Origin of the sequence: Methylobacterium sp. GXF4 (assembly GCF_000272495.1) — a bacterium.
Lineage (GTDB): Bacteria > Pseudomonadota > Alphaproteobacteria > Rhizobiales > Beijerinckiaceae > Methylobacterium > Methylobacterium brachiatum.
On record NZ_AKFK01000070.1, the window covers coordinates 42120 to 66453 of the forward strand.

At 70.1% G+C, this 24334-nt stretch carries 20 protein-coding genes; 14 read left to right on the top strand and 6 right to left on the bottom strand.

Going from position 1 to position 24334, the window contains the following annotated elements; translation table 11 throughout:
- Position 1 precedes the first annotated feature (1 nt).
- From WYO_RS19305 to WYO_RS31065, 3 genes are all read left to right on the top strand, one after another.
- A complete protein-coding gene (locus tag WYO_RS19305) occupies positions 2-1129 on the top strand; it encodes an AAA family ATPase (protein WP_007565597.1) in 1128 nt (375 codons plus the stop codon).
- 10 nt (positions 1130-1139) lie between these two features.
- Positions 1140-2999 carry a TniQ family protein gene (locus tag WYO_RS19310; protein WP_007565600.1) on the top strand — a complete coding sequence of 620 codons (1860 nt, stop codon included), beginning with the start codon at positions 1140-1142 and terminating at the stop codon, positions 2997-2999.
- 469 nt (positions 3000-3468) lie between these two features.
- Complete coding sequence (locus WYO_RS31065) at positions 3469-3693, top strand: hypothetical protein (RefSeq protein WP_007565602.1); 225 nt, start codon at positions 3469-3471, stop codon at positions 3691-3693.
- A gap of 78 nt (positions 3694-3771) precedes the next feature.
- On the opposite strand, the gene WYO_RS19320 is transcribed toward WYO_RS31065, so the two are convergent.
- The gene (locus tag WYO_RS19320; RefSeq protein ID WP_007565605.1) at positions 3772-3987 is read right to left on the bottom strand and encodes a DUF1289 domain-containing protein; all 216 of its coding nucleotides are present in this window, start codon (positions 3985-3987) and stop codon (positions 3772-3774) included.
- An 87-nt stretch (positions 3988-4074) separates the two neighbouring features.
- Here WYO_RS19320 and WYO_RS19325 point away from each other — a divergent pair, with 87 nt between their 5' ends.
- Complete coding sequence (locus WYO_RS19325) at positions 4075-4353, top strand: metal/formaldehyde-sensitive transcriptional repressor (protein ID WP_007565607.1); 279 nt, start codon at positions 4075-4077, stop codon at positions 4351-4353.
- Positions 4354-4366: 13 nt separating this feature from the next.
- The gene (locus WYO_RS19330) at positions 4367-5491 is read left to right on the top strand and encodes a nickel/cobalt efflux transporter (RefSeq protein WP_007565609.1); all 1125 of its coding nucleotides are present in this window, start codon (positions 4367-4369) and stop codon (positions 5489-5491) included.
- Between the two features lie 299 nt (positions 5492-5790).
- Here WYO_RS19330 and WYO_RS19335 read toward each other — a convergent pair whose 3' ends face one another.
- Both WYO_RS19335 and WYO_RS19340 read right to left on the bottom strand, forming a co-directional pair.
- Positions 5791-7125 carry an MFS transporter gene (locus WYO_RS19335; protein ID WP_007565612.1) on the bottom strand — a complete coding sequence of 445 codons (1335 nt, stop codon included), beginning with the start codon at positions 7123-7125 and terminating at the stop codon, positions 5791-5793.
- Between the two features lie 8 nt (positions 7126-7133).
- Positions 7134-7406 (bottom strand): metal-sensing transcriptional repressor, encoded by a 273-nt coding sequence (locus tag WYO_RS19340; protein WP_007565613.1) that lies wholly within the window; start codon positions 7404-7406, stop codon positions 7134-7136.
- A gap of 107 nt (positions 7407-7513) precedes the next feature.
- Here WYO_RS19340 and WYO_RS19345 point away from each other — a divergent pair, with 107 nt between their 5' ends.
- From WYO_RS19345 to WYO_RS19355, 3 genes are all read left to right on the top strand, one after another.
- The gene (locus WYO_RS19345; RefSeq protein ID WP_007565615.1) at positions 7514-7825 is read left to right on the top strand and encodes a hypothetical protein; all 312 of its coding nucleotides are present in this window, start codon (positions 7514-7516) and stop codon (positions 7823-7825) included.
- A gap of 70 nt (positions 7826-7895) precedes the next feature.
- A complete protein-coding gene (locus WYO_RS19350) occupies positions 7896-9125 on the top strand; it encodes an efflux RND transporter periplasmic adaptor subunit (RefSeq protein WP_007565617.1) in 1230 nt (409 codons plus the stop codon).
- Between the two features lie 3 nt (positions 9126-9128).
- A complete protein-coding gene (locus WYO_RS19355) occupies positions 9129-12422 on the top strand; it encodes a CusA/CzcA family heavy metal efflux RND transporter (protein WP_007565618.1) in 3294 nt (1097 codons plus the stop codon).
- Positions 12423-13039: 617 nt separating this feature from the next.
- On the opposite strand, the gene WYO_RS19360 is transcribed toward WYO_RS19355, so the two are convergent.
- Together WYO_RS19360 and WYO_RS19365 are read right to left on the bottom strand one after the other, a co-directional pair.
- Positions 13040-13633 (bottom strand): hypothetical protein, encoded by a 594-nt coding sequence (locus WYO_RS19360; RefSeq protein ID WP_007565619.1) that lies wholly within the window; start codon positions 13631-13633, stop codon positions 13040-13042.
- Positions 13634-13640: 7 nt separating this feature from the next.
- The gene (locus WYO_RS19365) at positions 13641-14168 is read right to left on the bottom strand and encodes a hypothetical protein (RefSeq protein ID WP_007565621.1); all 528 of its coding nucleotides are present in this window, start codon (positions 14166-14168) and stop codon (positions 13641-13643) included.
- Positions 14169-14372: 204 nt separating this feature from the next.
- Between WYO_RS19365 and WYO_RS19370 the strand changes: the two genes are divergently transcribed.
- From WYO_RS19370 to WYO_RS19390, 5 genes are all read left to right on the top strand, one after another.
- Positions 14373-15524 carry a nucleoside triphosphate pyrophosphohydrolase family protein gene (locus tag WYO_RS19370; RefSeq protein ID WP_007565623.1) on the top strand — a complete coding sequence of 384 codons (1152 nt, stop codon included), beginning with the start codon at positions 14373-14375 and terminating at the stop codon, positions 15522-15524.
- The gene (locus tag WYO_RS19375) at positions 15521-16189 is read left to right on the top strand and encodes a uracil-DNA glycosylase (protein ID WP_007565624.1); all 669 of its coding nucleotides are present in this window, start codon (positions 15521-15523) and stop codon (positions 16187-16189) included. Before WYO_RS19370 ends, WYO_RS19375 begins: the two co-directional genes overlap by 4 nt.
- A gap of 312 nt (positions 16190-16501) precedes the next feature.
- Positions 16502-17785: an SIR2 family protein gene (locus WYO_RS19380; RefSeq protein ID WP_007565626.1), complete on the top strand. Its 1284-nt coding sequence runs from the start codon at positions 16502-16504 to the stop codon at positions 17783-17785.
- Entirely contained in the window at positions 17785-18315 is a 531-nt protein-coding gene (locus WYO_RS19385; protein ID WP_007565627.1) for a hypothetical protein, read from the top strand. Before WYO_RS19380 ends, WYO_RS19385 begins: the two co-directional genes overlap by 1 nt.
- Complete coding sequence (locus tag WYO_RS19390; RefSeq protein ID WP_007565629.1) at positions 18312-20369, top strand: AAA family ATPase; 2058 nt, start codon at positions 18312-18314, stop codon at positions 20367-20369. The genes WYO_RS19385 and WYO_RS19390 overlap by 4 nt, the downstream gene beginning before the upstream one ends.
- 1305 nt (positions 20370-21674) lie before the next feature.
- Here WYO_RS19390 and asd read toward each other — a convergent pair.
- Positions 21675-22574 (bottom strand): archaetidylserine decarboxylase, encoded by a 900-nt coding sequence (gene asd / locus WYO_RS19395; protein ID WP_007565630.1) that lies wholly within the window; start codon positions 22572-22574, stop codon positions 21675-21677.
- 32 nt (positions 22575-22606) lie between these two features.
- Between asd and WYO_RS19400 the strand changes: the two genes are divergently transcribed.
- Positions 22607-24298: an aminotransferase class III-fold pyridoxal phosphate-dependent enzyme gene (locus tag WYO_RS19400; protein WP_007565633.1), complete on the top strand. Its 1692-nt coding sequence runs from the start codon at positions 22607-22609 to the stop codon at positions 24296-24298.
- Positions 24299-24334: the final 36 nt, after the last annotated feature.

Sequence of the window (24334 nt, forward strand, 5' to 3'; positions counted from 1 at the left end):
CATGCCGCAAAGCCAGGACGGGGAGATCTTCCGCCCCGACGTCACCATCCTTCCCGGCCCCCAGGCCGCCCCGGTCCGCCGTGAGCGGTTCGCGATCCGCTTGAGCCCGCAGGACCTCGAACGGCGGGCCTGGAAGCGACGCGTCGACACCATCCACGTCAACACCGACGTCGTGATCAAGACCGTCGCGCGCTTCGACGAGATGCTCAAGGACCTCGGCGACGATGTCGAGGGTCAGTGCCTCGTCATCCCGGCCGCTTCCGGGGCCGGGAAGTCGCATCTGCTCGCCCGGTTGCAGCTCCGCCCGGCGCTCGTGCCGTTCCGCGACGAGTTCGGCCCCGTGCGGCCGCTGGTCTACATCAAGGCGCCGAGCCCCTGCACGCTGAAGACGCTGGGTCTCGCGCTGTACCTCGCCATGACGGAGAAGGAGCTCAGCGCCAACCTGAAGGAGCACGATATCTGGACCCGGGTGCGCCACCAGATGCACGCCCAACTCGTCTCCATCATCATGATCGACGAATTCCACCATGCCTTCCGCGGACGCACCGGTGACGAGCGGCGCACCCTGGTCGAGACGCTGAAGAACCTCGTCATCCCGGATCCGGACGATCCGCTTCGGCCGCCCGGTGCGGAGTTGCGCCCCGTCTCCCTCGTGCTCTCGGGCATGCCCTGGCTCAAGAAGGTGCTGAAGGAGGATTTCCAGCTCCTCCGGCGCTGCGTCTTCAAGCCGATCAAGCCGCTGGGTCACTCGGAAGCCTGCGTGAAGAAGGCCACGAAATTCCTGTCGCTGGTCGAGGCAAGGCTCGGCTTCCCGGCCGCGTGCGGCCTGTCGGAGCACGACATGGTTCAGCGCATGCTCAAGGCTTCGAACGGCTACACCGGTCGCATGATGCACCTCGTCAAGAAGGCGGCCTTCCGCGCCATCCAGTCGGGCAAGCCGAGCATCGGGCAGGTCGACCACCTCGGCTTCGTCTTCGAGGAGATCTTCGAGCTCGGTCCGCGCAGGAACCCGTTCCTGGTGGTCGACATCTCGACCCTGCCGAAGATGAAGGAGATCGAGTTCGAGAGGCTCACGCGCCTGACGGGGACCGCCGAGGCCGGGGTCGAGACGCAAGCCGACGACGCGTAGGGGGAAACCGATGCGGCTGACCATCATCCCGCCCGTCATCGACGGGGAATCCGCCGCGGCCCACCTGCTGCGCGCCTTCGACGTCAACGGCGAGCCGTGGAGCCGCGAACGCCTCAGGACCGCGGGCCATTCCATGAGCGACATCCTGCAGGGCCGCGCCGCCGGCCCCCTCGCGGATCGGCTCGGCCGTGGCGAGGACGCGTTCCGGGGTTGGACGCCCACCGAGATCACCAAGAAAAAGGTCGTGATCGCGGACGAGGTGGTCCACCGGGACGATTGGACGACGAACGTGCGGCGGTGGTGCCCCTGCTGTTGGCAGGACGACCTTCGCAGGACGCCGTCGGGACGACACGCGCACTGGAACATCCACCGGCGCTTCTGGTGGGACGTGGCCGCCGTCGGCACCTGTCCCCTCCATCATGTCCGCCTGGAGGCGTCCTGCCCGATTTGCCGGACGGGCGTCACCTGGGAAGCCGGCTCGCTGACCCGTTGCAGGAACGGCCATTCCCTTCTCGCCTGCGACGGCGCCAGGGTCCCGCCCGCGACGACGCTGGCGGACGCCTACGTGGTCGGCCGCCTCGGCGGCATGGCCCGGACCAGCGTGCCCCTCCTCGACGGCCTGACGCTCGCCGAGGCCTGCGACGCCATGGAGCGGTTCGGCGTCGCCCTGCTCGGGGGCGCCGACGGGGCCCTCTCGAAGTTTCCGGCGGAGCGCCATCCGGAGGTGTTCTCGGCCGGTCTCGCCACCGCCCGGGACTGGCCGCACGCCTTCGACGCCCTGCTCGACGGGATGGCCCGAGCCGACCATGTCGGCCTCGGCGCCTGGGGGGCCGAACAGGTCTATGGCTACCTGTATCTCTGGGCGAAGCGGCTGCCGGCGGGAGCGAGCGGGGATGCGGTTCGGGCGGCCCTATACGCGCATCACGCCGGTCGGGGCCCGGTTCACAAGACCTCGGTGGTGATCCGGCATGCCGACGTCCCGTTGGTCAGCCTCGCCGACATCGCCGCGGAATGCGGCCGAAGGCCGGAGTTCATCGCCGGCTACGTCAAGGCCCTGGGCGCCTGGCCGCAACGGACGAGGAGGGGTACGCCCATCGGCATCGCCCGCGAGACCGCCGCCCAGATCCGGGCGATCCTCGACCGCGCGCTCCGCGCGGAGGATCTGCCGGCGGCGCTCGGGCTGGCGAAGCGCCAGACGCGGATGTTGGTCGCGGCGCGAATCGTCCCACCCGCCGAGATCCACGCGCGCGCCGGCATCAAGGCCGACGTCTTCGACCGGGATGCCGTGGCCGCCGTGCTATCCCGGATCCGTGGCTCGGCGCCGACCGTCGGGGCCACGCCCGCCGGCCTCCTTCCGCTCGCGCGAGCCAGCCAGCACGGCAAGGTCGACGGCGTGCGCGGCACCTGCGACATGATCCTGGCCGGCCAGCTTCGGGTCAGGGCGGTCCTGCGGGACGTACCCGGCCTCGCGGGCTTCCTGGTCAACCCGGAGGACATCAGGGTCGCGCGGCGTTCGCGCGAAGGTGGGGGTCTCACCCTCGAAGAGGTCGGCCGGCGGCTCACGGTCCCGACGGACAGCGTCGGCCTGATCGTCCGGGCGGGCCTCATGGCGGGGACAGCGATGCCGTGCGGGGAGATCCTCGTGCGGGACGATGCGCTCGCGGCTTACGAGGCCGAGTACGCCACCACGGGTGCGCTCGCCAGGGAGATGGGATCCGGCGCGCGGTGGGTGCGGGAAGCCTTGGATCGGGCCGGCGTCAGGCCAGCTTTCGCGATCACATGCCGAAAGACCACGACGGTATGGCGCCGGATGGATGTCCCGACGGACCTTCGGCGCCGCATCGCCAAGACCCACGCGCCGCGACCCTAGGAGCACGCCGGGACCGCCGTTCCGCGCGAGCGCCGTCGGCGCAAAGCCATGAGCGGGGCGATGAGGATCTGCGCGGGGCGTCGACCGAGGAAGGATGTTACGCCGTCTTGGTTCGGGGACCCCGTCGCCTTCCAGGGGACGTGAACAGATTGGATCATCGCCGCGACCGTGATCGCGGCGGCCCATCGGTTCGGCTGGCGCGGCCTCGCGCTCGGATCCGTCCTCGGTGCGACCGGCGTCGCGGTGCTGGCGGCGCTGCAGGCGGCGACCTGCCGGATCGCCCGGCATTGGCTGGATTGGATCTCCGTCCTGCCGCCGCTCGGGTTCGGCCTCCAACGCGCTTATGAGGTCACCGCCGGCCTGCAAGGCCGAGACGGTGCCGACGTCCACCCTCGCGGTCAGGCTTGCACCTGCCCATCGACGCCGGCGGGCTCGGTTCGCGCCTCGGGCATCGGCAGCGGCGGGGCTGGTGAGCCTCGTGGTCTGGCCCGGCGTGTCCCGGCGCAATAAGACGGCGACCGCGACCGCCGGAAACGGATCGGGGCTCGCCGTCCTCGTCCGCCGGGCTTGCTGCTGTGGGATGGAGCGCATCGTCCGACGCATGCCGCCCGACGTGCCGGACGCAATCGCGGCGGTGACGGTCACCGGTCACGACGCCTTTCGATTCCGGCTCGGCTACACCGGCGTGGCTTGACGGGGCGTCCGGCTGGACGAAACCCATGTCGGGGACGATCTGACCGGGGCCGCCGTTCCGCCCTGCGGATCCTGCGATCTAGGAGCGGCTCGGGGTCCTGCCGGGCTCGACTTCGACCTGCGCGACGGCGACCTGCTGAACGCGCCGCGGCAGTTCGCGAGCGAGGGCGGCCTTCCTGTAAGGCGTCATCTTCCGCCACGCGCGTATTTCCGGGACCGTGCGGCCGCAACCGAGGCACCAGCCGGTCCGCCCATCCCACTGGCAAACCCCGATGCATGGGTCGTCCTTCCTCATGCTAGGGCCTCCCCGCCACGCGACGCATCGGTCGCTGGACACAGATAGGGTACCCCCCTATATATTGCGAGTACGAGGACGCCATTCATGGCTCACACGATCAAGGACAGGACCAAGCTGCTGGCGCGGGTGCGCCGGATCAAAGGACAGGCGGAAGCCGTCGAGCGGGCCCTGGAAGCCGAGCTCGGCTGCAGCGACGTCCTGATGCTGGTCGCCTCGATGCGCGGGGCCATCAACGGCCTGACCGCCGAGCTGATGGAAGACCACATCCGCCACCACGTCGTGAACCCGGACGCCGAGCCGGACGCCGAGCGCGCCCGGGGCGCCGCCGAGCTGATCGAGGTGGTGCGGACCTACCTCAAATGACGAGAGCCGCCCCATGACCCCGTTCGCCGACCTGCTGCAGCAGGGGACCGCGCATGCCTGGCTGTTCGTGCCGAGCGCGATCCTGCTCGGCGCCCTGCACGGCCTGGAGCCCGGCCATTCGAAGACGATGATGGCCGCCTTCATCATCGCGGTCCGGGGCACGGTCACGCAGGCGGTCCTGCTCGGGCTGGCGGCGACGCTCTCGCACACCGCGGTCGTCTGGGTGATCGCGCTGGGCGGACAGTATCTCGGCCAGGAATGGGGAGGCGAGACGGCCGAGCCGTATTTCCAGCTGGCGTCGGCGGTGCTCATCGTCGGCATCGCGCTCTGGATGGCGTGGCGGACCTGGCGCGAGCAGCACCACGGTCACCATCATCACCATGGCGAGCACCGGCACGTCGTGACCGGCGACAGCCGGTTGACGCTGGAGGTGTACGAGGACGGCGTGCCGCCGCGCTGGCGCCTCCGGGCCGGGACGGGTCCGCTGCCCGCGCCGGGTGCGGTCACCGTCGAGACGGTCCGTCCGGACGGCGGGCGGCAGACGTTCGCCTTCGCCGATGGGGGCGACTTCCTGGAGAGCCTGGAGGAGATCCCCGAGCCGCACGCCTTCACGGCGCGACTGCGCCTTGACGGGTCCGAGGGTGCGGAAACTCACGAGGTCGCGTTCGAGGAGCAGGATCACGACCACGGTCACATGAACCTGGGCGACGAGGACGACGCCCATGCCCGGGCGCATGCGGAGGACATCCGGCGACGCTTCGCCGGGCGTCAGGTGACGACTGGACAGATCGTGCTGTTCGGGCTGACCGGCGGCCTGATCCCGTGCCCGGCCGCCATCACCGTCCTGCTCCTGTGCATCCAGCTCAAGCAGTTCAGCCTCGGCTTCGCGCTGGTCGTCTGCTTCAGCATCGGCCTCGCGGTCACGATGGTCTCGGCCGGGGTGCTGGCCGCCCTCAGCGTCAAGCACGTCGCGTCGCGGTGGTCCGGGTTCGGTGCCTTCGCCCGTCGGGCGCCCTACGCCTCGGCAGCCCTGATCGTGCTCGTCGGCCTCTACACCGGCTGGCTTGGCTGGCAGGGCATCCATCCCGACCCCGCGGCGCACGCGGTCGGGATCGTCCCATCGGTCAGCCCATCGTAAGCGCGGTCCCGGCGGGCTTGGTCGCCCCGCCGGTCCTCGCCGCGAAAGCCCACAGCCGTCGAGGCGCCGGTGCATCGGCGGATTTAGGCGAGATGGACGCGGCTGCCCGCTCGGAGCGAACCGGTTGAGCCTCAGGACGCGTGGGTCAAGCCGACGGACTTACCGGGCTGCCACCGCGAAGACCCGCATGGCGGGGTTCCGGCGGCGCATCGCCCCGCACCTTCGCCATTCGATCGAAGCCGCGGCGCGTGGCATCCACGGCCTCGTGACCGAAGCGCCCGACGAACATCCGGCTCGGTTCAACCCGGCCGGGCCGCGGGCCAGCGTTGGTGCAGGTCGTCGATGACGAAGGCGTGGGCATGCCGGCGCGTCCCGACGCCTTCCAGGTGCGGATGGCCAGATTCGAGGTCGGGGTGCGCGTGCTCGACGACGTCCGGGTCCGAGGCCGGCCAGAGCGCCGCCGCCGCGGCGATGGCGACCAAGGTCAGCGCGCCCAGCACCGCCAGCGTGACCGGCATGCCCGCCTTCGCGCCGAGCCAACCGGCAAGTGGATAGGTCAAGAGCCAGGCGACGTGCGAGAGCGCGAACTGGGCCGCGAACACGGCCGGGCGGTCGCCGGGCGTCGCGGAGCGCCGGAGCAGCCGTCCGGTCGGGGTCTGCGCGGCGGAGTAGCCGATCCCGAGCGCCAGCCAGGCGGCCAGCAGCATAGGCCAGCCGATGACGCCGCCCCAGGTCGTGGCGGCAAAGCCGAGCAGCACGACGCCGAGGAACGCCGCCGCCGGGAGCATGACCGTGCGGTCGGGCAGCCGGTCGAGCACCCGCGGCAGCAGCAGGGCCGCCAGCATCGAGCCGCCCCCGAACAGCCCGAGCGCCACCGCGACGTCGTTCTGGGGCCGTTGCAGGAGGGCCTGCACGATCACCACCGTGTTGACGATGACCATGGAGCCGGCCGCCGCCACCGCGAGGTTCAGGGCGAGAAGCCCGCGCAGCCGCGGCGTGGCGAGGTAGATCCGCAGCCCCCGCGTGGTGCGCTCGTACACCCCCGCTTGGCGCTCGGGCGGCGTCGGGGACGGGAGCGCCACCGAGACGACCAGGGCGGCCGAACACAGGAATCCGACGACCGTGCCGCCGAACAGCCAGTGGAAGTCGATGACCGTCAGCAGCAAGGCGGCCAGTGTCGGACTGAGCAGGTTCTCCAGGTCGTAGGCGAGGCGCGAGAGCGACAGCGCCCGGGTGTAGTCACGCTCGTCCGGGAGGATGTCCGGGATGGTCGCCTGGAAGGTCGGCGTGAAGGCCGCCGAGCAGGCTTGCAGCACGAACACCAGTAGGTAGACCTGCCAGACCTGGTCGACGAAGGGCAGGATCAGGGCGACGCCGGCCCGGACGAGGTCGGTCGCAACCAGGAAAGCGCGGCGGGGCAACTGCCCGGTGAAGGCGTTCGCGATGGGCGCCACCAGCACGTAGGCCACCATCTTGATGGCGAGCGCCGTGCCCAGCACCGCCCCGGCCTCTGCCCCGGCCAACCGGTAGGCGAGCAGGCCGAGGGCCACCGTCAGCAGGCCGGTGCCGATCAGGGCGATGACCTGCGCGGCGAACAGGTGCCGGTAGGTGCGGTTCGCGAGGACGCTCAGCATCGGGGCCTTCACAGGTACTTGGCCAGCGCCTTGAACTCGGCCAGCGCCGCCTTGGCGGACTTGCCGCCGTCCGCGACGCCGTCGCCGATGCAGTGCTCCATGTGGTCCTCGATCAGCGTGCGCTTCGCGTTGGCGATGGCGCTCTCGACCGCCTGCAACTGCTGGGCGAGGTCCACGCAGGGGCGGCCCTCCTCGATCATCGCGATGACGCCGGCGAGATGGCCGTGGGCGCGCCTCAGCCGCTTGATGATCTCCGGGTGGGAGGCGTGCACGTGATTCATGTTGACATGCTATCCCCCCGGAGGGGATAAGGGAAGGGTGTTCGACGCGCCGGGATGGACGGCGCTCGCCGGGAAGAGGGTGTCGGGTGTCATTCGGACGGCGTCTCATGACGGTGGCCGTCGCGTTGCTCCTGGCGGCCGTGACGGTGATGCCGTTGCTCGCCGAGGCCCGGCACGCGGCCTCCGGTCCCGTCGCGATCGCCATGCCGCCGGTGGCGGGACAGGACCACGCCAAGGCCCACCAGGATGCCGATGACCTGGTCCACCACGCGCAATCGCACGCGCAGGGCGTGATGCCCGTCGCCGCCAAGGCTCCCGCGAGCGTGACCACGTCGGCGGCGCGGTCGTTCGCTTGCCTGGACGACGTCTTTCGAGCCGGGGGCGGGGCGCAGGGACCGTTCGAGCCTCCGAGGACCTGAGGCTTTCCGCCTCTTCCCATCCTCGAACGACGGCGCCGTGCGAGTGCGGCCGCCCGTCCATGGCACCGACATGTCCAGACTTCTCATCCCCGTTCTGCTGGCCCTCGCCGGCGGCGTCCTGATCGCGACCTGGTGGCCCGGCGCTCCCGATGCGGTCCGCACCATGCTGGCGGGCGCCAGGGGGGCCGCCGCGCCCGCCAAGCCCGAACCGCACGCGGCGGCCGGTCCGGAGCCGGAGAGATCCGGCCTCGTCAAGCTGACGGACGACCAAGTCGGCAAAGCCGGCATCCGCACGGACGGGGTCGGTGGCGGGAACCTCTCGCGCCACCTGCACGTGCCGGGCACCATCGTCCCGAACGCCAACCTGACCGCCCGCATCGCGGTGAAGACCACCGGCACGGTGGTGGAGCTGCGCAAGGGGCTCGGCGACAAGGTCGCCAAGGGCGAGGTCGTGGCGCTCCTCGACAGCCGCGAGATCGCCGACGCCAAGGGAGAATACTTGGCGGCACGCGTGTCGGCCGCCCTGCAGAAGACGCTCTACGAGCGCGACAAGGAGCTCTGGGACAGGCGCATCTCATCCGAGCAGCAGTACCTGCGCTCGCAGGCGAGCTACCAGGACCTGAAGGTCAAGGAGGACGCGGCCCGCCGCAAGCTGACCTTCCTCGGCCTCAGCCAAGCCGAGATCCAGGCGTTGCCGAACCAGCCGGAGGCGCAGTTCGAGCGCCAGGAGATCCGCTCGCCGCTCGGTGGCAAGGTCGTGGAGCGGCGCGTCGACCTCGGGGCGGCCGTCGGCCGGGACAACCTGGAGACCGAGCTCTACAGCGTCGTCGACCTGTCAACGGTCTGGGTCGATCTCGCGGTGAGCCCCGGCGACCTGCCGCTGGTCCGCGAGGGCCAGACGGTGGCCGTGCGGGCCGAGGCGACCGGCGAGGCCGCGCGCGGTCGCATCGTCATCATCGTGCCCGTCCTCGACCAGGCCACGCGCGCGGCGCGGGTCGTCGCGGAACTGGCCAACCCGGACGAGACCTGGCGGCCCGGGTCTTTCGTGGGTGCCGAGATCGTGATCTCCGACAAGCCGGTGCGGGTGCTCATCCCGGCCTCGGCCATCCAGACCTTGGAGGGCAGACCGAACGTCTTCGTGCGGGTGGCCGCGGGCTTCGAGGCTAGGCCGGTGAAGCTCGGGCGGTCGGACGACGCCGCCGTGGAGGTGACGGAGGGGCTGGAGCCCGGCGAGGCCGTGGCGGTGGCCAACACCTTCACGCTGAAGTCCGAGCTCGGCAAGGCCGCGGCGGAGGACTGAACCGTGATCCGCCCGATCCTCGCCTTCTCCGTCGCCAACCGCTACGCGGTCATTCTGGTGACGCTCATCGCGGCCGCTTTCGGGGCCTGGTCGCTTGCGCGGCTGCCCATCGACGCGGTCCCGGACGTCACGAACAACCAGGTCCAGATCAACGTCATCGCGCCGGCTCTGACGCCGGTCGAGATCGAGAAGCAGGTCACGGTGCTGATCGAGCGCGCGCTCGCCGGCACGCCGAGCCTGGAGAGCATGCGAAGCTTCTCGCGCAACGGGTTCGCCCAGCTCACGGCCGTCTTCAGCGACAAGGTCGACGTCTACTTCGCCAGGCAACAGGTGAACGAGCGCCTGGGCGAGGTGCGCAACACCCTGCCACCCGGGGCCGAGGTCAGGCTCGGGCCGATCTCGACCGGCCTCGGCGAGATTTACTGGTGGGCGGTCGAGTACCAGGCCGCCGGCGACGGCGCCCCGGTCCGCGATGGCCTGCCGGGCTGGCAGTCGGACGGCAGCTACCTGACGCCCGAGGGCGAGCGGCTGAGGTCCGACTTCGAGCGCACGGTCTACCTGCGCACGGTCCAGGATTGGATCATCCGGCCACAGATGAAGAGCGTGCCGGGCGTGGCCGGTGCCGACGCCATCGGCGGCTTCGTGAAGGAGTACCAAGTCCAGCCCGACCCGATGAAGCTCGTCGGCTATGGCCTGGGCTTCGCCGACCTGACCCGGGCCATCGGAGCCAACAACGTGACCCGGGGCGCCAACTACGTCGAGCGCAACGGCGAGGGCTATGTCGTCCGGGCCAGAGGGCTGATCGAGAACGTCGACCAGATCCGCGACGTCGTCGTGGCGACCCGGGCCGGGATACCGATCCTGGTGAGGGACGTCGCCGAGGTCGGGATCGGCCGCGAGCTCCGGACCGGCTCGGCCAGCGAGAACGGCCGCGAGGTCGTGCTGGGCACCGCCCTCATGCTCATCGGCGAGAACAGCCGAACCGTCTCGGCGGCCGCGGACGCCAAGATCAAGGAGATCAACAAGCTTCTCCCGCCGGGCATCCAGGCCCGGACGCTGCTCAGCCGGACCGACCTCGTCGACGCCACGGTCCGGACGGTGTCGAGGAACTTGGCCGAGGGGGCGCTGCTGGTCGTCGCGGTGCTGTTCCTGGCGCTCGGCAACATCCGGGCGGCAATCATCACGGCCCTGGTCATCCCGATCGCCATGATGCTGACGGCCACCGGCATGCTGGCGGGCCGCATCAGCGCCAACCTGATGAGCCTCGGCGCGCTCGACTTCGGGCTCATCGTCGACGGCGCGGTCATCATCGCCGAGAACAGCCTGCGGCACCTGGCGGAGCGGCAGCACGCGCTGGGACGGAAGCTGAGCCTGGACGAGCGGCTGGAGACCGTGCGCGTCTCGGCCGAGGAGATGATCAAGCCGAGCGTCTACGGGCAGGCCATCATCATCCTGGTCTACGTGCCGCTGCTGACCTTCACCGGCGTGGAGGGCAAGACCTTCGCACCCATGGCGCTGACGGTGCTGATCGCGCTCGTGGCGGCCTTCGTGCTGTCCCTGACCTTCGTCCCGGCGATGGTCGCGACCTTCATCACCGGGCGGGTCGGCGAGGGCGACAACCTGCTGATCCGAGGACTGAAGGCGGCCTATCGACCGGTGCTGGGCGGGGCGGTTCGGACGCCCTTGGCTTTCATAGGCGGCGCGGTGGTCGTCCTCGGGCTGGCCGGGGCCCTGGCGACGCGGCTCGGCCAGGAGTTCACCCCGACGCTCGACGAGAAGAACATCGTCATGGAGGCGCGGCGCATCCCCTCGACGGCCATCTCGCAGTCGCAGGCCATGCAGCTCGGCGTCGAGGACGCCATGAGCAAGTTCCCGGAGGTGGCCTTCGTCTACTCGCGCTGCGGCACGCCCGACATCGCCGCCGACCCGATGCCGCCGAACGCCTGTGACACCTACCTGATCCTGAGGCCCCAAGCGGAGTGGCCGGACCCGTCCGAGGCGAAGGAATCGTTGATCGCCCGCATGGACGCCGAGGCGAAGCTGATCCCTGGCACGCTGCTCGGGTTCTCGCAGCCCATCCAGATGCGCTTCAACGAGCTGATCGCGGGCGTTCGCGACGACCTCGCGGTGAAGGTGTTCGGCGAGGAGTTCGGCCCGATGGTCGAGGGCGCCCGCAAGATCGCCGGCATCCTGCGCAGCCTGGAGGGCGCCGCCGACGTAAAGGTCGAGGAGGCGGTCGGGCTGCCTTTCCTGGAGATCAAGGTCGACCGGCGCGAGATCGCCCGGCGCGGCTTGAGCATGGCGGACGTGCAGGACGTCATCGGCACGGCGGTCGGCGGCAAGGACGCCGGGCTGGTGTTCGAGGGCGACCGCCGCTTCGCCATCGTGGTCCGGTTGGCCGACGACGTCCGGGGCGACGTCGAGGCGCTGAGGAACCTGCCGGTGCCGCTACCGCCCCCGCAGGCCGCGCCCGCGCGGTCGGGCACCGGGGTCCCGGCCGCTCCCGCGCCGGCCGGCGGGATGAGCGTGCCGCTGCGGCAGCTCGCCTCGTTCGCCTTCGGCGAGGGGCCGAACCAGGTGAGCCGCGAGAACGGCCGCCGCCGCGTCGTGGTCACCGCAAACGTGCGCGGGCGCGACATCGGCTCGCTGGTGGCCGAAGCGCAGGCGCGCATCGCCGCCGAGGTGCGGCTGCCGCCCGGTTACGAGGTGAAGTGGGGCGGGCAGTTCGAGAACCTGACGGCCGCTCGCCAGCGCCTGACGGTGGTCGTGCCGGCCTGCTTCGCGCTGATCTTCATCCTGCTCCTCGGGGCGCTCGGGTCCGGGCGTGACGCGCTGATCGTGTTCAGCGCCGTACCGATGGCCCTGACCGGCGGCGTGGCGGCCCTGTGGCTGCGCGAGATGCCCTTCTCGGTCTCGGCAGCGGTCGGGTTCATCGCGCTCTCGGGCGTCGCGGTTCTGAACGGCTTGGTGCTGCTGAACCACATCCGCGCGCTCGTGGAGGAGGGAACGGCGATTCCGGATGCCGTCCGCGAGGGCGCCCTGACCCGGCTGCGGCCGGTGGCGATGACGGCCTTGGTCGCCGCCCTGGGCTTCGTGCCGATGGCCCTGGCGACGGGCACGGGTGCGGAGGTGCAGCGGCCGCTGGCGACCGTCGTCATCGGCGGCTTGGCCAGCGCGACCGTCCTGACGCTGCTGGTCCTTCCGGCGCTTTACGTCCGGTTCGGCAAGGCCAAGGCGTCCTTCCCGTCCGCTCCACGAGGCCATGTCGTGGCGTGGACCGACACACCAACACCTTAGCCGGACGACCTCGTGAGCGGTCGGATCAGGGCGTCCGCATCGCGGCGCGACAAGGTCCCGGGCAAATCGGGACAAGCTGTGTTGAGAGCGGCGCTGTCGCGGAGCCGAAAACGGGACAAGCTTTCATGAGAGTGTGTCCTGCGCAGCCGCGCGCATGGATCGGCATCACCGAGGCTGCCCGGACCGAATGAGATGGCGCCCAAGCGGCGGGGCGGCGTAACCCGATGCGTGCCGCCGTCATTCATCGCCTTTGGGAACGCCCTGTCTCTGATCGCGTGCCGCCACCGTGGCTCGACGGATCGAGGCCAGATCGGGGGCCACGAGCGGCTGTCCGCCCGGGCTTCCGACCGGCTCGGATGAAAGGTCGCCGCCCGTCGCCCCTACTCGAAAGCCCCTGGGCATCGCACGGGACAACTCGGCGGTAGAGGCTTCTGAGCCAGGCTCATTCCGGCAGGCGCCGCGCCTTCCGAGCCGCCCGTCGGGGGCAGCCGGCGCGCGGCGTCGATGTCGCCGAAGGACCGGGGTGAGGCCACCTCGCCGCGGGTCACGCCCATGGCCTCGTGGCCGGGTTCGCCGGCCGTCCTCGCCGGCGGTGGGGCCGCCGGGGCGCTCGGCTCTCAGGCTGGCCAGTTCGCCGGCCGACCCAGGAAGCCGCGGCCCGGCATGCCGCGGAGCCATGTCACGAAGGCGCTCACCCGCTCGGGCGTGAACTGGTTTCGATGGCCCTGCGTGCTGTGCACGAGATCGCGCAGTTCCTGGGGGACCAGCGGGCCCGACCCGCCCCAGTAAGCGTATTCGCGCCCGAGAAGCACCCGGTCCGTCCGACCGGTGTCGCGCACCAGGTTCGGCAGGCTGGTGACGCCCCCCGGCTCGCTATGGAAGGAATCGGCCTGGACGAAGGTGCCGTCGGCCAAGCGGCGATAGATGTTGTCGCCGTAGATCTGCATGCGGCTGCCGGACATCACGGGTCGCTTGGCGCCGAAGCGAGCGTCGTCCCAGTACCGGTCGAAGGTGAGGATCTCGTCGACCCGCATCCAGTAGACGACACGGTCCTTGATCCCGTTCGGGATCGAGCCGGTCCCGACCACGAAGTCCCCGACGCTCGCGTGCTGCCGGATCAGCGGTTTGCACGCGCTCAGCGTGCACACCCGGTGAAACGGATTGGGCGCGAACCCGAGGTCGTGGTCGATCACGTAGGAGTGGACGCGCACGCCGGCCTCAGCACTTGTTCCGCTTGGTCTGGCGCTCCGCCCGCGGCTGGGCGTCGGGCTTCAACCACTCGGGCTTCGCGTTCCTCCGCGGTAGGGCGCCCCGCAGGCTGCCCGCATCCCAGGGAACGGTATCCCCGCCGTAATCCTCGAACGCGCGCGGCAGCGTTTCGTCCTGGGTTCCAGGAGGCCAGATCCCGATCACGCGACGACCCTGGGCGGCGGCCCGCTGCATCACGCGCCCCAGCTCCTCGTCCGCGAGGCAATCGGGAGACAGCACAATCACCCCCAAGTCCTCGTCCGGCGTCTCGGCGTGACCGGCCGGGGCCTCGTCATCCGCGGGCGCGGGCTCGTCGTCTTCCGGTGCAACGGGATCCTCGACGTGCTCGCCGTCTTCCTCCTCGTCGTCGTCCCCTTCGTCGGGCTCGACGGCGGCGACCTCCTCGTCCACGACCTCGCAGCCCGCCTCGGCCAAGAGCTTGAGCAGGGCCGTGCGTTCCTCGTCGTCGACAGGACCGAGCACGCAAACCTTCGGCATGTGCGGCTTCTCCCCGGTGCCCAGGTCCTTCCGTCGCGCATTCCGCCCGGGAGCCTGGCTCAGTAAAGCTTAGGTGGTCAGCCGCGGTCGGTATGGCAAGGGTGCGTCCGGAGCGTGTGTGGGTACAGGCAACCCTGGACTGAGCGCCGGAAAGGTCCGACGATGGCAACCTGAGGATAGGCCAACCGGGAGCGGGGAGGGGACATGGATACGGTGCCGCTTAGCCTGAACGGTTATCAAGCCGGGGCGGTCCGGACGGACCGGACGCGAGGGAAGGGCACCGGCCTCGACCTGGCCGTGCTCGGCCTCTTCGGCGAGACGGGCAGCCTGCTGAGCGAGACCAAGAAGAAGCAGCGCGACGCGCGGTCCTATCTCGGCTACGAGGCGAGCGTCGTCGAGGAGATGGGCGACGCGCTCTGGTACCTGGCGGTGATCGCCGATCACGCCGGGCTGCGCTTGGGGGATCTCGCCGGCCGGGACCTCGCCGGGGGACCCGAGCCGACCTTCGCGGACCTGCAGCCGCAGCGTGCCTTGCCTTTGCACGTCCCGACCGTCGCCTTCGAGCACACCCTGCTACAGCTGGCCGGGGCCGTCGGCCGGCTGGCCGCGCTGGGGGCGCGGGGCGACCTCGCGGGAAGCCCGGACCTCCTGGAGCGTCTCTCCGCAGTGTTCGGCCTTCTCGTCGCGGCCGCGAACGAGGCCGGCGTCACCCTGGAGCAGGCCGCCATGCGCAACCTCGCGAAGGCCGAGGACCGTTGGCCGGCGACGCGCGTCGCCCCGCCGCTGTTCGACGAGGCGTTCCCGGACGAAGAGCGCCTGCCCCGCGCGTTGACCATCGACATCTTCGAGCGCACCGGCGGGAACGACAGGCGGTACGTCGTGCAGCGATGCAACGGCATCTTCATCGGCGACCGCCTGACCGACAACATCATGAAGCCGGACGATTACCGGTTCCACGACGCCTTCCACTATGCCTACGCCGCCGTCCTCGGCTGGTCGCCGGTGACGCGCGCGCTGTTCCGCCTGAAGAGGAAAAGCGAGGCCCGCGTCGACGAGGGGCAGGACGGAGCGCGCGCGATCCTGATCGAGGAGGGCGTGGCGACGTTCGTCTTCGGTGAGGCGAAGCAGCTCGGCTTCTTCGAAGGACAGCGCCCGGGCGACCTGAGCTTCGCCTTCCTGAAATCGGTGAGGCAATTCGTGCGCGGCTACGAGGTCGAGGCCTGCCCGCTCTGGCTTTGGGAAGAGGCCATCCTCGCCGGTAACGAAGCGTTTCGTTTCTTGCGGGAGAAGCGCCGCGGGCGCCTTCGGCTCGATCTGGTCGGGCGGAAGATGCTGGTCGAGGACCTGCCGACATGACACCTGGCGCCTTCATCGAGGCCCTCGCGGCGCTTCGCTTCATCGACACCTTCAACCCCTACGCCGAGGCCTGCCCGGACCACGACGGCGTCGGTGCGCCCCAGGTCCGGCGTGAGAACCTGCGCCTCGTGCTGGAGGCGGCCCTCGCCGGAGGCGTCGACTCGATCTGGATCGCGCGCGACCTCGGGTACCGTGGCGGGCGGCGCACGGGCCTGGCGCTCACGGACGAGGCCCACCTCTCCGCCCATGCCGGCCTCTACGGTCAATTGCCGCTGGCGCGGGCAACCCGCGGCCCCGCGATGACCGAGCGCACGGCGACGGTGATCTGGCAGGTTCTCCGGGACCTGCGACGTCCGATCTTCCTCTGGAACGTCTTCCCGCTCCATCCGCACGCGTCGGGCGACCCGCTGTCCAATCGCTGCCACACTCGCCGGGAACGGCAGGCGTCCCGCCACCTCCTCGAATGGCTGGTGTCGGAATTGCGGCCCCGGGTCCTGGTCGCCATCGGGAGGGATGCCGAGGCGGCGTTGGCGGACTTGGGTATGGCGGCCGAGCGGGTCCGGCACCCCAGCTACGGAGGTCAGACCGAGTTCGTCGCTCGGATGGGCGAGTTGTACGGCCTACCCGCCAAAGCTCCGCACGCGGTGCAACTCACGCTGCCGTAAGGAAACCGCAGCCGGATCTTCCCGACGTTGGTCTGGCGGGCCTCCAGGTCAGGCATGACGCACCAGCACGTGTTCGTATGCTGGCCCGGGATGAGACGCCTCGAACCTTCCCATCGCCCCGGCGGCCACGCGCACCTATGCCGGCGAGACTTCCAGGGTGCGACGCACCGGTGAACCCTAGGGGCGGGCAACGGGAAGCCGGATCACCTTGCTTTACCTTAGGCGTGCCTCCGGTCTATCGCCTTGGCGAAGATCCGGCGGACGAAGGGGGGCGGTTTGGACGCGGCGGTTCGTGCGCGATTGCTCGCCTCCATGGAAGCCGGGCGCCTCGTCCTCCTCTGCGGCGCCGGCCTGTCGATGGCGCCGCCGAGTTCCCTGCCGTCGGCCTGGACCGTGGCCGCCAGGTGCTACGACCGCTATGTCATGAGCATCGATCCGGCGTGCCCGCAGGAACTGCGCGGCGACCTGGAGTCCCTGGCGGAGATCTTCGCCAAGGAGGACATGCTCGGGTCGGTCTTCATCGACGCTCTCGTGCCCTGGGAGGATTTCGTCCGGCCGCCCAACGTCGGGCACGCCGCGGTGGCGGACTTCCTGATCACGCGCTTGGCCGCCGGTGTCGTGTCGGCGAATTACGACACCCTGATCGAGCGCCGCGCGCAGGAATACGGGTTCGATCTCCTCGCCTCCCTCGACGGCGACGAGGCAAAGGTCCAGGCCCGCAAGCACGCGCCCCTGCTCAAGTTTCATGGCTGCTCCGTCCGCGAGCGGCGCGCCACGGTCTGGACGGCCTCACAGCTCACCGAGGACCGGGTGATCGCCGCGCGCATCGAGAAGACGAAGACGTGGATGGCCCACCACCTCCGCGAGAGCGACCTGCTCGTCGTCGGCTTCTGGTCGGATTGGTCCTATCTCAACACCGTTCTCGCCGAGGCATTGACGGGCGTCGCGCCGCTGTCGGTGACGCTGGTCGACCTGGCGCCCGAGGACGTCCTGCAGGCCAAGGCGCCCGAACTCTGGACCCTGGCCAATTCGGAGAACGTCCGGTTCACGCATGTTCAGCGTTCGGGGGCCGAAGTCCTGGACGAACTCCGGAGGGCGTTCTCCCAGGCGTACCTGCGCAAGGTCCTGCACGCCGGGCGCGCCGCGTTGGAGAGCGAGCTCGGGGCGGAGTGCGAGGCGGGCTGGCTCGATCCGCCCGACCTGGGCAGCGAGGAACTCTACGACCTTCGACGGGACGCCGAGGGCGTGCCGGCCACCGCCGCGGCGACCTTGCGGAACCCGGGGCCGTCCGAGGTCCTGGGCTACGCGCACCTGTTGCTGCGGCGTGCCGGTGCCAGCCAGACCCCCGTCGGCTATGATCTCGCGGGCCGCCGGATCAGGGTCGTGAACGGCTCGGGCATGCTGCTCCAGACGGTGCAGGACCGGTTCAGGGAGACGCCGTTCGAGGTCGCCGACATCGTGGTCTGCGCCGGAGCCACCGACGTCGGCCTGCCGTTGAACGTCGTTCGGGAAGGGCGACCGGGCGACATAATCCGGCCGAGCGCCTCCGCGGCATGGCTCGACCTTCCCGCCGCCCGCAGGGAGCTCGAAGTGTGATGGACATAGCGACCCAGTCCGAGGTGCTCCTCCGGTCGGCAGGCTATGAGACTTGGACCTGGCCGGGCGGCAGCGTGCCGGTCGTCTGCTTCGAGAACGCGGCGGTCGTCGGATTCCTGCACGTCTTCGCGAGCGGCGAGAGCCTGCTCGCCGATTGGCAGCAAATCCAGCAGACCACGCTCGGCCGGCATGCGGCCTCGTTGCGCTCTGCAGGCACAAAGGCCTGGAACGTTTACGCCTTGTTCCTGGCTTGCGGCTCCGAACCGGCCCTCGCGCGGCAGATCGAGCGGATCGAGGAGGACTTCTCCATGACCCGAAAGATCGCGCGCGGCGACTTGCGCACGGTCGCCGATTTGCGAAGAACGTTGTTGCCCCTCCTGCCGGTTCTCAGCGCACCCGAGATCGGCGGGGCCGATTACCGGGCCCGTCTGCGGGCGCGGTTGAGCGACCTGCCGGACGACGCGGTGGCCGCGTTCCTGGGCGCGGCGAGCGCTTCCGAGGTGGCGCGCATCCTGGTGGATGCGCCATGAGGCTCGACTACCTCGAACTGTGCGGCTTCCGGGGCTTCCTGGAGCGCCAACGGGTGGATTTCGGCACTGGCTTCACCGTGATCTGCGGACGCAACGGCGTCGGGAAGAGCACGCTGTGCGACGCGGTCGAGTTCGCCCTCACCGGCCAAATCGACAAATACCTCGTCGACAAGGCGGCGAAGGAAAGCCTCGACGACTACGTCTGGTGGCGCGGCGAAGGCCAGCCGGAGGCGCACTTCGTCACCGTGGGATTCCGCGCCGATGACGGGAGCGGCTTCGCGGTGACGCGCTCGCGCGAGACCGGCGCAGACCGGGACGCGGCACGCATCGAGGCGATGCTCTGCGTTCCGGGCGCGAAGCCCGAGCGGGCCCTCCAGCAGGTCTGCAGGACATCCATCATTCGCGACGAATGGATCGCTGCGCTCAGCCTCGACCTAACGGAAACGCAACGGTTCGAGTTCGTGCGCGCGGCGCTGGGCGCCATCGAGGGTCCGGATTACGCCGCCAAGGCTCGCGAGGCCCTGTCCTCCGCCGAGGCCGTACACAATGCCGTCGCGCAGGCCTATGAGGAGGCGCGCGCACGTCTGACCGCGGCGCTGACCGACTTGGAGCAGATCCGGGACGTCGCCCTGCAGGCCGGGGACGTCGCGGCCGTCCTTGCCACCCTGGACGAGCTTACGCCTGGGGCCGGCCCCGACCTGGGAGCTCGGGTCGCGGCAGCTCGGAAGACGCTGGCCAGGCGCCGGTCGAACCTCGGCGAGATGGGATGGGTCGCCGACGAGGCTCGCGCGGTGGCCGCATTGCGCGACACGGTCGCGCGACAGGGCGACAGCGCAGGCCGGGACGCGGTGGCGGTGGCCGAAGCCGAGGTCGCGGTCCAGGAAGCCCGCCGCCAGCTGCAGGCCGCCGAGGCGCGCCTGGACCGGGAACAGGAAAGCGACGGCCTCGCCGCGTCGCTCGCGATCCTGGTCGATCACGGCAGCCGGATCGGCCTGCATGACGACCGTTGCCCGCTATGCCGCGCGCCGCAGGGCGCCCCCGAGTTCGAGACGGGGCTCGCATCCGCGCGCCAGCGCCTCGCCGCCCGGCGGTCGGCAGTGCCGGAGGCGCGAGGCGAGGTCGCGGCGGCCCGAACCCGGGTCGAGGATGCCGGCGAGATCCTGAAGCAGGCCGAGACGGTCGTCCATCGCCTCGCGTCCGCCCAAGCCGAGCTGGAAGCCCGGGAAGAGGCGCTTTCGGCCGAGCTCGTGCGACGTTCCCTGGATGGAGAGCTGGCCTACGACCCAGAGGCCCTGGAGGAGGTGGTGGAGGCCGAACGGAGTCGGTTGATCGACCTGGAACGGAGCATCCTCACCTTGGAAGCTTCGCAGGCGGTGGAACGCGTAACGGAGCTCGAAGCGCGCCTCGAAGCGCTTCGGGCAGAGGCCGACGACGCGAGCGACCGGCTCGCGCGCGCCCACGCTGCGGTGACGACCGCCCGGACGCTGGACCGTACGGTCCGCAGGACGAATGCCGAGATCATCGACGAGCGCCTGGCGGTTATCAGCCCGCTGCTGAACGAGCTGTACCAGCGGCTTCGCCCGCATTCCGAGTGGCGGACCATCGATTACGGCATACGCGGCGACGTCAGGCGTTTCCTGAGCCTGCGGGTCGGCAACGGCTTGAACCCGCAATTCGTGTTCAGCAGCGGGCAGAGGCGTGCGGCCGGGCTGGCCTTCCTCCTCTCCGTTCACCTGTCCCGGCCGTGGTGCAATTGGCGGACGCTCATGCTCGACGACCCGGTCCAGCACATCGATGATTTCCGGGCCTTGCACTTGGTCGAGGTCCTGTCGGCCCTGCAGCGGTCGGGCCGGCAGATCGTCTGTGCCGTCGAGGATCCGTCGTTGGCGGAATTGCTGTGCCGGCGCCTCATGAGCGAGCCCACGGCGCTCGGTCGCCGCCACGACCTGGATCTTGTTCCCGGCGGGGGTGCCTCGGTCACTCGCTCGACGGACATCGCACCAGCCATGGTCGGCGTGCTCAGGAGGGCAAGGGACCTGAGCGCGGCGAGCTGAAACGGCCTTGATTACCGACGGCGTCGGGACTGTGCTCGCCCCGGACCGGTGCTTCGACCCGCGGTCCCCGATTTCGTGACCTCGACGAGGGAAGAGGGCAGGGAGCTCGACGACCGCCTCGCAAACGCTCCCCGCTCTCCGCAGACCCCGTCCGACGTGGGTGGCGCCCTGCCCGTCGAAAGCGGAGAGCATTCCTGCGCGCGGCAATTCCGGGGAGTGGATGCCCGATCAGGCCGCGAAATCGAAAAGGTTTCGTCCCGGCCAGCGGTCCTGGCTCAAGCCCGACACGGGGATCATCATGTCCGCAGAGGGGCGCGCGGTCACGGGCGCCCCTCTGCGGAGGCCATCGGGTTCAAGCACATCCCGGGCGTGAGGACAGGATTCCCTGACAATCGGGACAAGCTCTCTTGAGTGCATACCATTGGCAGGGCCGCAAATCGGGACACGCTTTCCTGATAGTCTGCCTCGGCTGTCCTAGCCGTCCGGCTCGCCTCGTCCCGAGGCGGCTTCCTCGTGCGTGCCGGGCCGCCGTCCAGATCATCGTGGAGCGGCCGATCCGACCACGTGAGGACCGCAGCGACTGTATCGGCGAAGCCAGCCGAGCCGACCGCCAGGACGCCTTCGCGGGCCTGACCGATCTGGGCGCTCGACCGGATGCCCACCCCGGCGTTGGGGGCCGGTGGTATCCTCGCGGCCATTCCGAAAAGAAAGTACGGAAACCCGAAGGGCATGGCCCGGTCCGCAGATCACACTAAGGGTGCGGTCTGGACCCATCGGCCCTATGATCGAGCCGGCATCGGGTTTGATGCCGGCCTCTGTTTCCAAGGGTTGGACCAGGCATCCGCGCCTGGGCATGTCGGGTCTAGGGAGCAGGCGGACCACGTTCCCTACAAATCGAGATAAACTTAAATGAGGCCGCCCCTCGGGGAGTAACAGAAATCAAAACAAATTCTCATGTTAGCTTGCACCAAGGCGGGTTGTCGGATCTACTGCGGGCTGTGCTGCGCAGACTCGTTTCCGGAACCAGGCTGTAGTACAGCCGCCTCAATCCGAAAAACTGTGCCGGCGTGACGGTGAGACGAGGGCAATCTGTTATCCTCCGAGCCATTGAGGAAGCCGCAGTCGGTCGAGAACGCGGAAACGCGAGGCTGAGCGGACGTGAGGGGCCGTTCGCGAACAAGGTCAAACTTCTCTGTAAGCATGGATCTGTAAGGACAGAGTTCCGTGTGCTTTGGGCCAAGCTCATTTGAGAGCACTCCCTGTGGGGATCCCTCAAATCAGGACAAGCTTTGCCGAGAAATGACACTACGGCGCGCCGCGCTCGGGCAGCCGCATCAGCGGCTCGCCCATGCGCAGGCGGGTGCCCTCCTGCAGATCCGGCATCAGGGTGAAGCCGGGCGGGGCCAGGACCACGATGGTCGAGCCGTGCTCGAACCAGCCCATCTCCGCGCCCTTCTCCAGGCGAGCGGTGCAGGGCAGGGGGCGGCCGGCGGTGCGGCGCAGGGCGACGCCCTCCGGCAGGAAGCCGAGGCGCAGGCCGGCCACCAGGATCGCCGCTACCGGCACCAGGGTCACGGTGTGGCCGGCGATCCGCAGGCGCAGCACGGCCCGCTCGTTGCGGCAGAACAGGGATTCGACGCGCTTCAGCGCGATCGGGTTCACGTTCCAGGTATCCCCCCAGATGTGGCGGACCGATTCGACCCGGAGGTCGTGGGGCGCGTGGAAGCGGTGATACATCCCGGCGGTCAGCCGCAGGGTCGCGTAGGCGCCGCCCTCATGGGCGCGGGCCAGATCCGCATCGCCCCCGAGCAGGTCGGACAGGCTGTAGTACAGGCCCTTGATCTGGAGCAGCCGGCCCGCCTCGATCCGGCCATGCGCGCCCAGGATCGCGTCGCTGGGGCTGACCAGGACGGTTGGATCCCGGGCGATCGGTCGGGCGCCGGGACGCAGCGCGCGCACGAAGGCGGCGTGGAGGCTCGGGAATCGGGTCTCGGCGGCGTCGCTGAGGTCGACGTCGCAGAATAGCCGCCAGGTCGCGATCGAGACGTCGCGCACCAGCGGCTGCTCGATCCGGCTGAACCAGCCCATGAACCGGGTGGCGAGCCGACGCGGCAGCCGGTTGGTCAGCAGAAAGTTCAGATCCTCCTGGGCGCCGACCTGCGCCAGGGCGCGCCGCAGCCGCGATCCCGCCGAAACCGTCATCATGCCGTGAACCGCCTCCGATACGGCGTGGGGCGATGTCCGCACTCCTCGCCACCCTGTCCGCCACCGCCGCAGCCGCGGTGATCGCTCTGCCGAAGGCGGCGCAGCGCCTTCACTTGTCCCGGGCCAAGCATCCGTCCCTGACCGGGCACGCCCGGATGGCCCGACGGGTGGCGGGGCTGATCCCGCACTACGCCTATTCCGAGCGCGCCTTCTTCCGCTCCGACGATCCGGACGAGACGGTGGCGCTGCGCCGGGAGAACGGCTTCGCCCGGCTGGCCGAGCTCTACCGCACGCGGTTCGCCCGCACCCGGGCAGAGACCGACGCGGTGCGCGACGGGCTCTCGGACCTGCAATTCACCGGGCTGTACCGGGTGCCGTTCCAGTATGCCGGGCACGTGCGCGCGCATCTCGGCGCCGGGGCCTTCGCGGCCGCGTCGGAGGGCGTGACGGTCACGGATCTCGACGGCAACGTTTTCTACGACCTGGCCGGCTCCTACGGGGTCAACCTGTTCGGCGTCGATTTCTACCGCGCCTGCCTGGAGGCGGGGGCCGCCAAGGTCGCCGCCCTCGGGCCCGTGCTGGGGCCGCTGCACCCGGTGGTCACCGGCAACGTCGCGCGGCTCAAGGCGCTGTCGGGCCTCGACGAAATCTCGTTCCACATGTCGGGCACCGAGGCGGTGATGCAGGCGGTGCGGCTCGCCCGCTACCATACCGGTCGGCGCCGGATCGTGCGGTTCTGCGGCGCCTATCACGGCTGGTGGGGCGAGGTGCAGCCGGGCATCGGCAACCCGGTGCCGACGCGTGACACGCTCACCCTGGCCGACATGTCCGAGCGGACGCTGAAGGTCCTGGCCAGCCGGCGGGACGTCGCCTGCGTGCTGGTCAACCCGCTCCAGGCGATGCACCCGAATGCCGGTGCGCCGTCCGATTCGGCGCTGGTCGACAGCGGCCGCAAGGCGTCCTTCGATCGCGCCGCCTACACGACATGGCTGAAGGCGTTGCGCGCGGTCTGCACGGCGAACGGCATCGTGTTGATCCTCGACGAGGTCTTCCTCGGCTTCCGCCTCGCCCAGGGCGGTGCGCAAGCGTATTTCGACGTCCGCGCCGACTTGGTGACCTACGGCAAGACCCTGGGCGGCGGCCTGCCGGTCGGCGTGCTGTGCGGCCGGGCCGACCTGATGCGGCGCTTCCGGGACGACCGCCCGGTGGACATCTGCTTCGCCCGCGGCACCTTCAACGCGCATCCCTACGTGATGGGCGCCATGAGCGCGTTCCTCGACCGGATCGACACGCCGGAGGTCGCCGCCCTGTACCGCGACCTCGACGCCACCTGGGACGCCCGGGCCGCGCGGCTCAACGCCCTGCTGGCGGAAGCCGAGCTGCCGGTACGGGTGGCGAACATGTCCACGGTCTGGACGGTCCTCTACACGCGGCCGTCGCGCTACAACTGGATGCTGCAATTCTACCTGCGTGCCGAGGGGCTGGCCCTGTCCTGGGTCGGGACCGGCCGGATGATCTTCAGCCTCGCCTACGACGACGCGGCATTCGAGGCGGTCGCCGCCCGGTTCGTGGCGGCGGCGAATGCCATGCGGGCCGATGGCTGGTGGGAGGGCGGCGCCCCGACCGACAAGGGGATCCGCCGGGCGATCCTGCGCGAGGTTGCGGCGGTCCGGCTCGGCAAGCTGGGCGCCCGTCTCGGCCTCCGGGCGCCCGACCGGGCCTGATCGGGGTTTCAGAGGCCTGCGGGCCCTTCGGCGGTG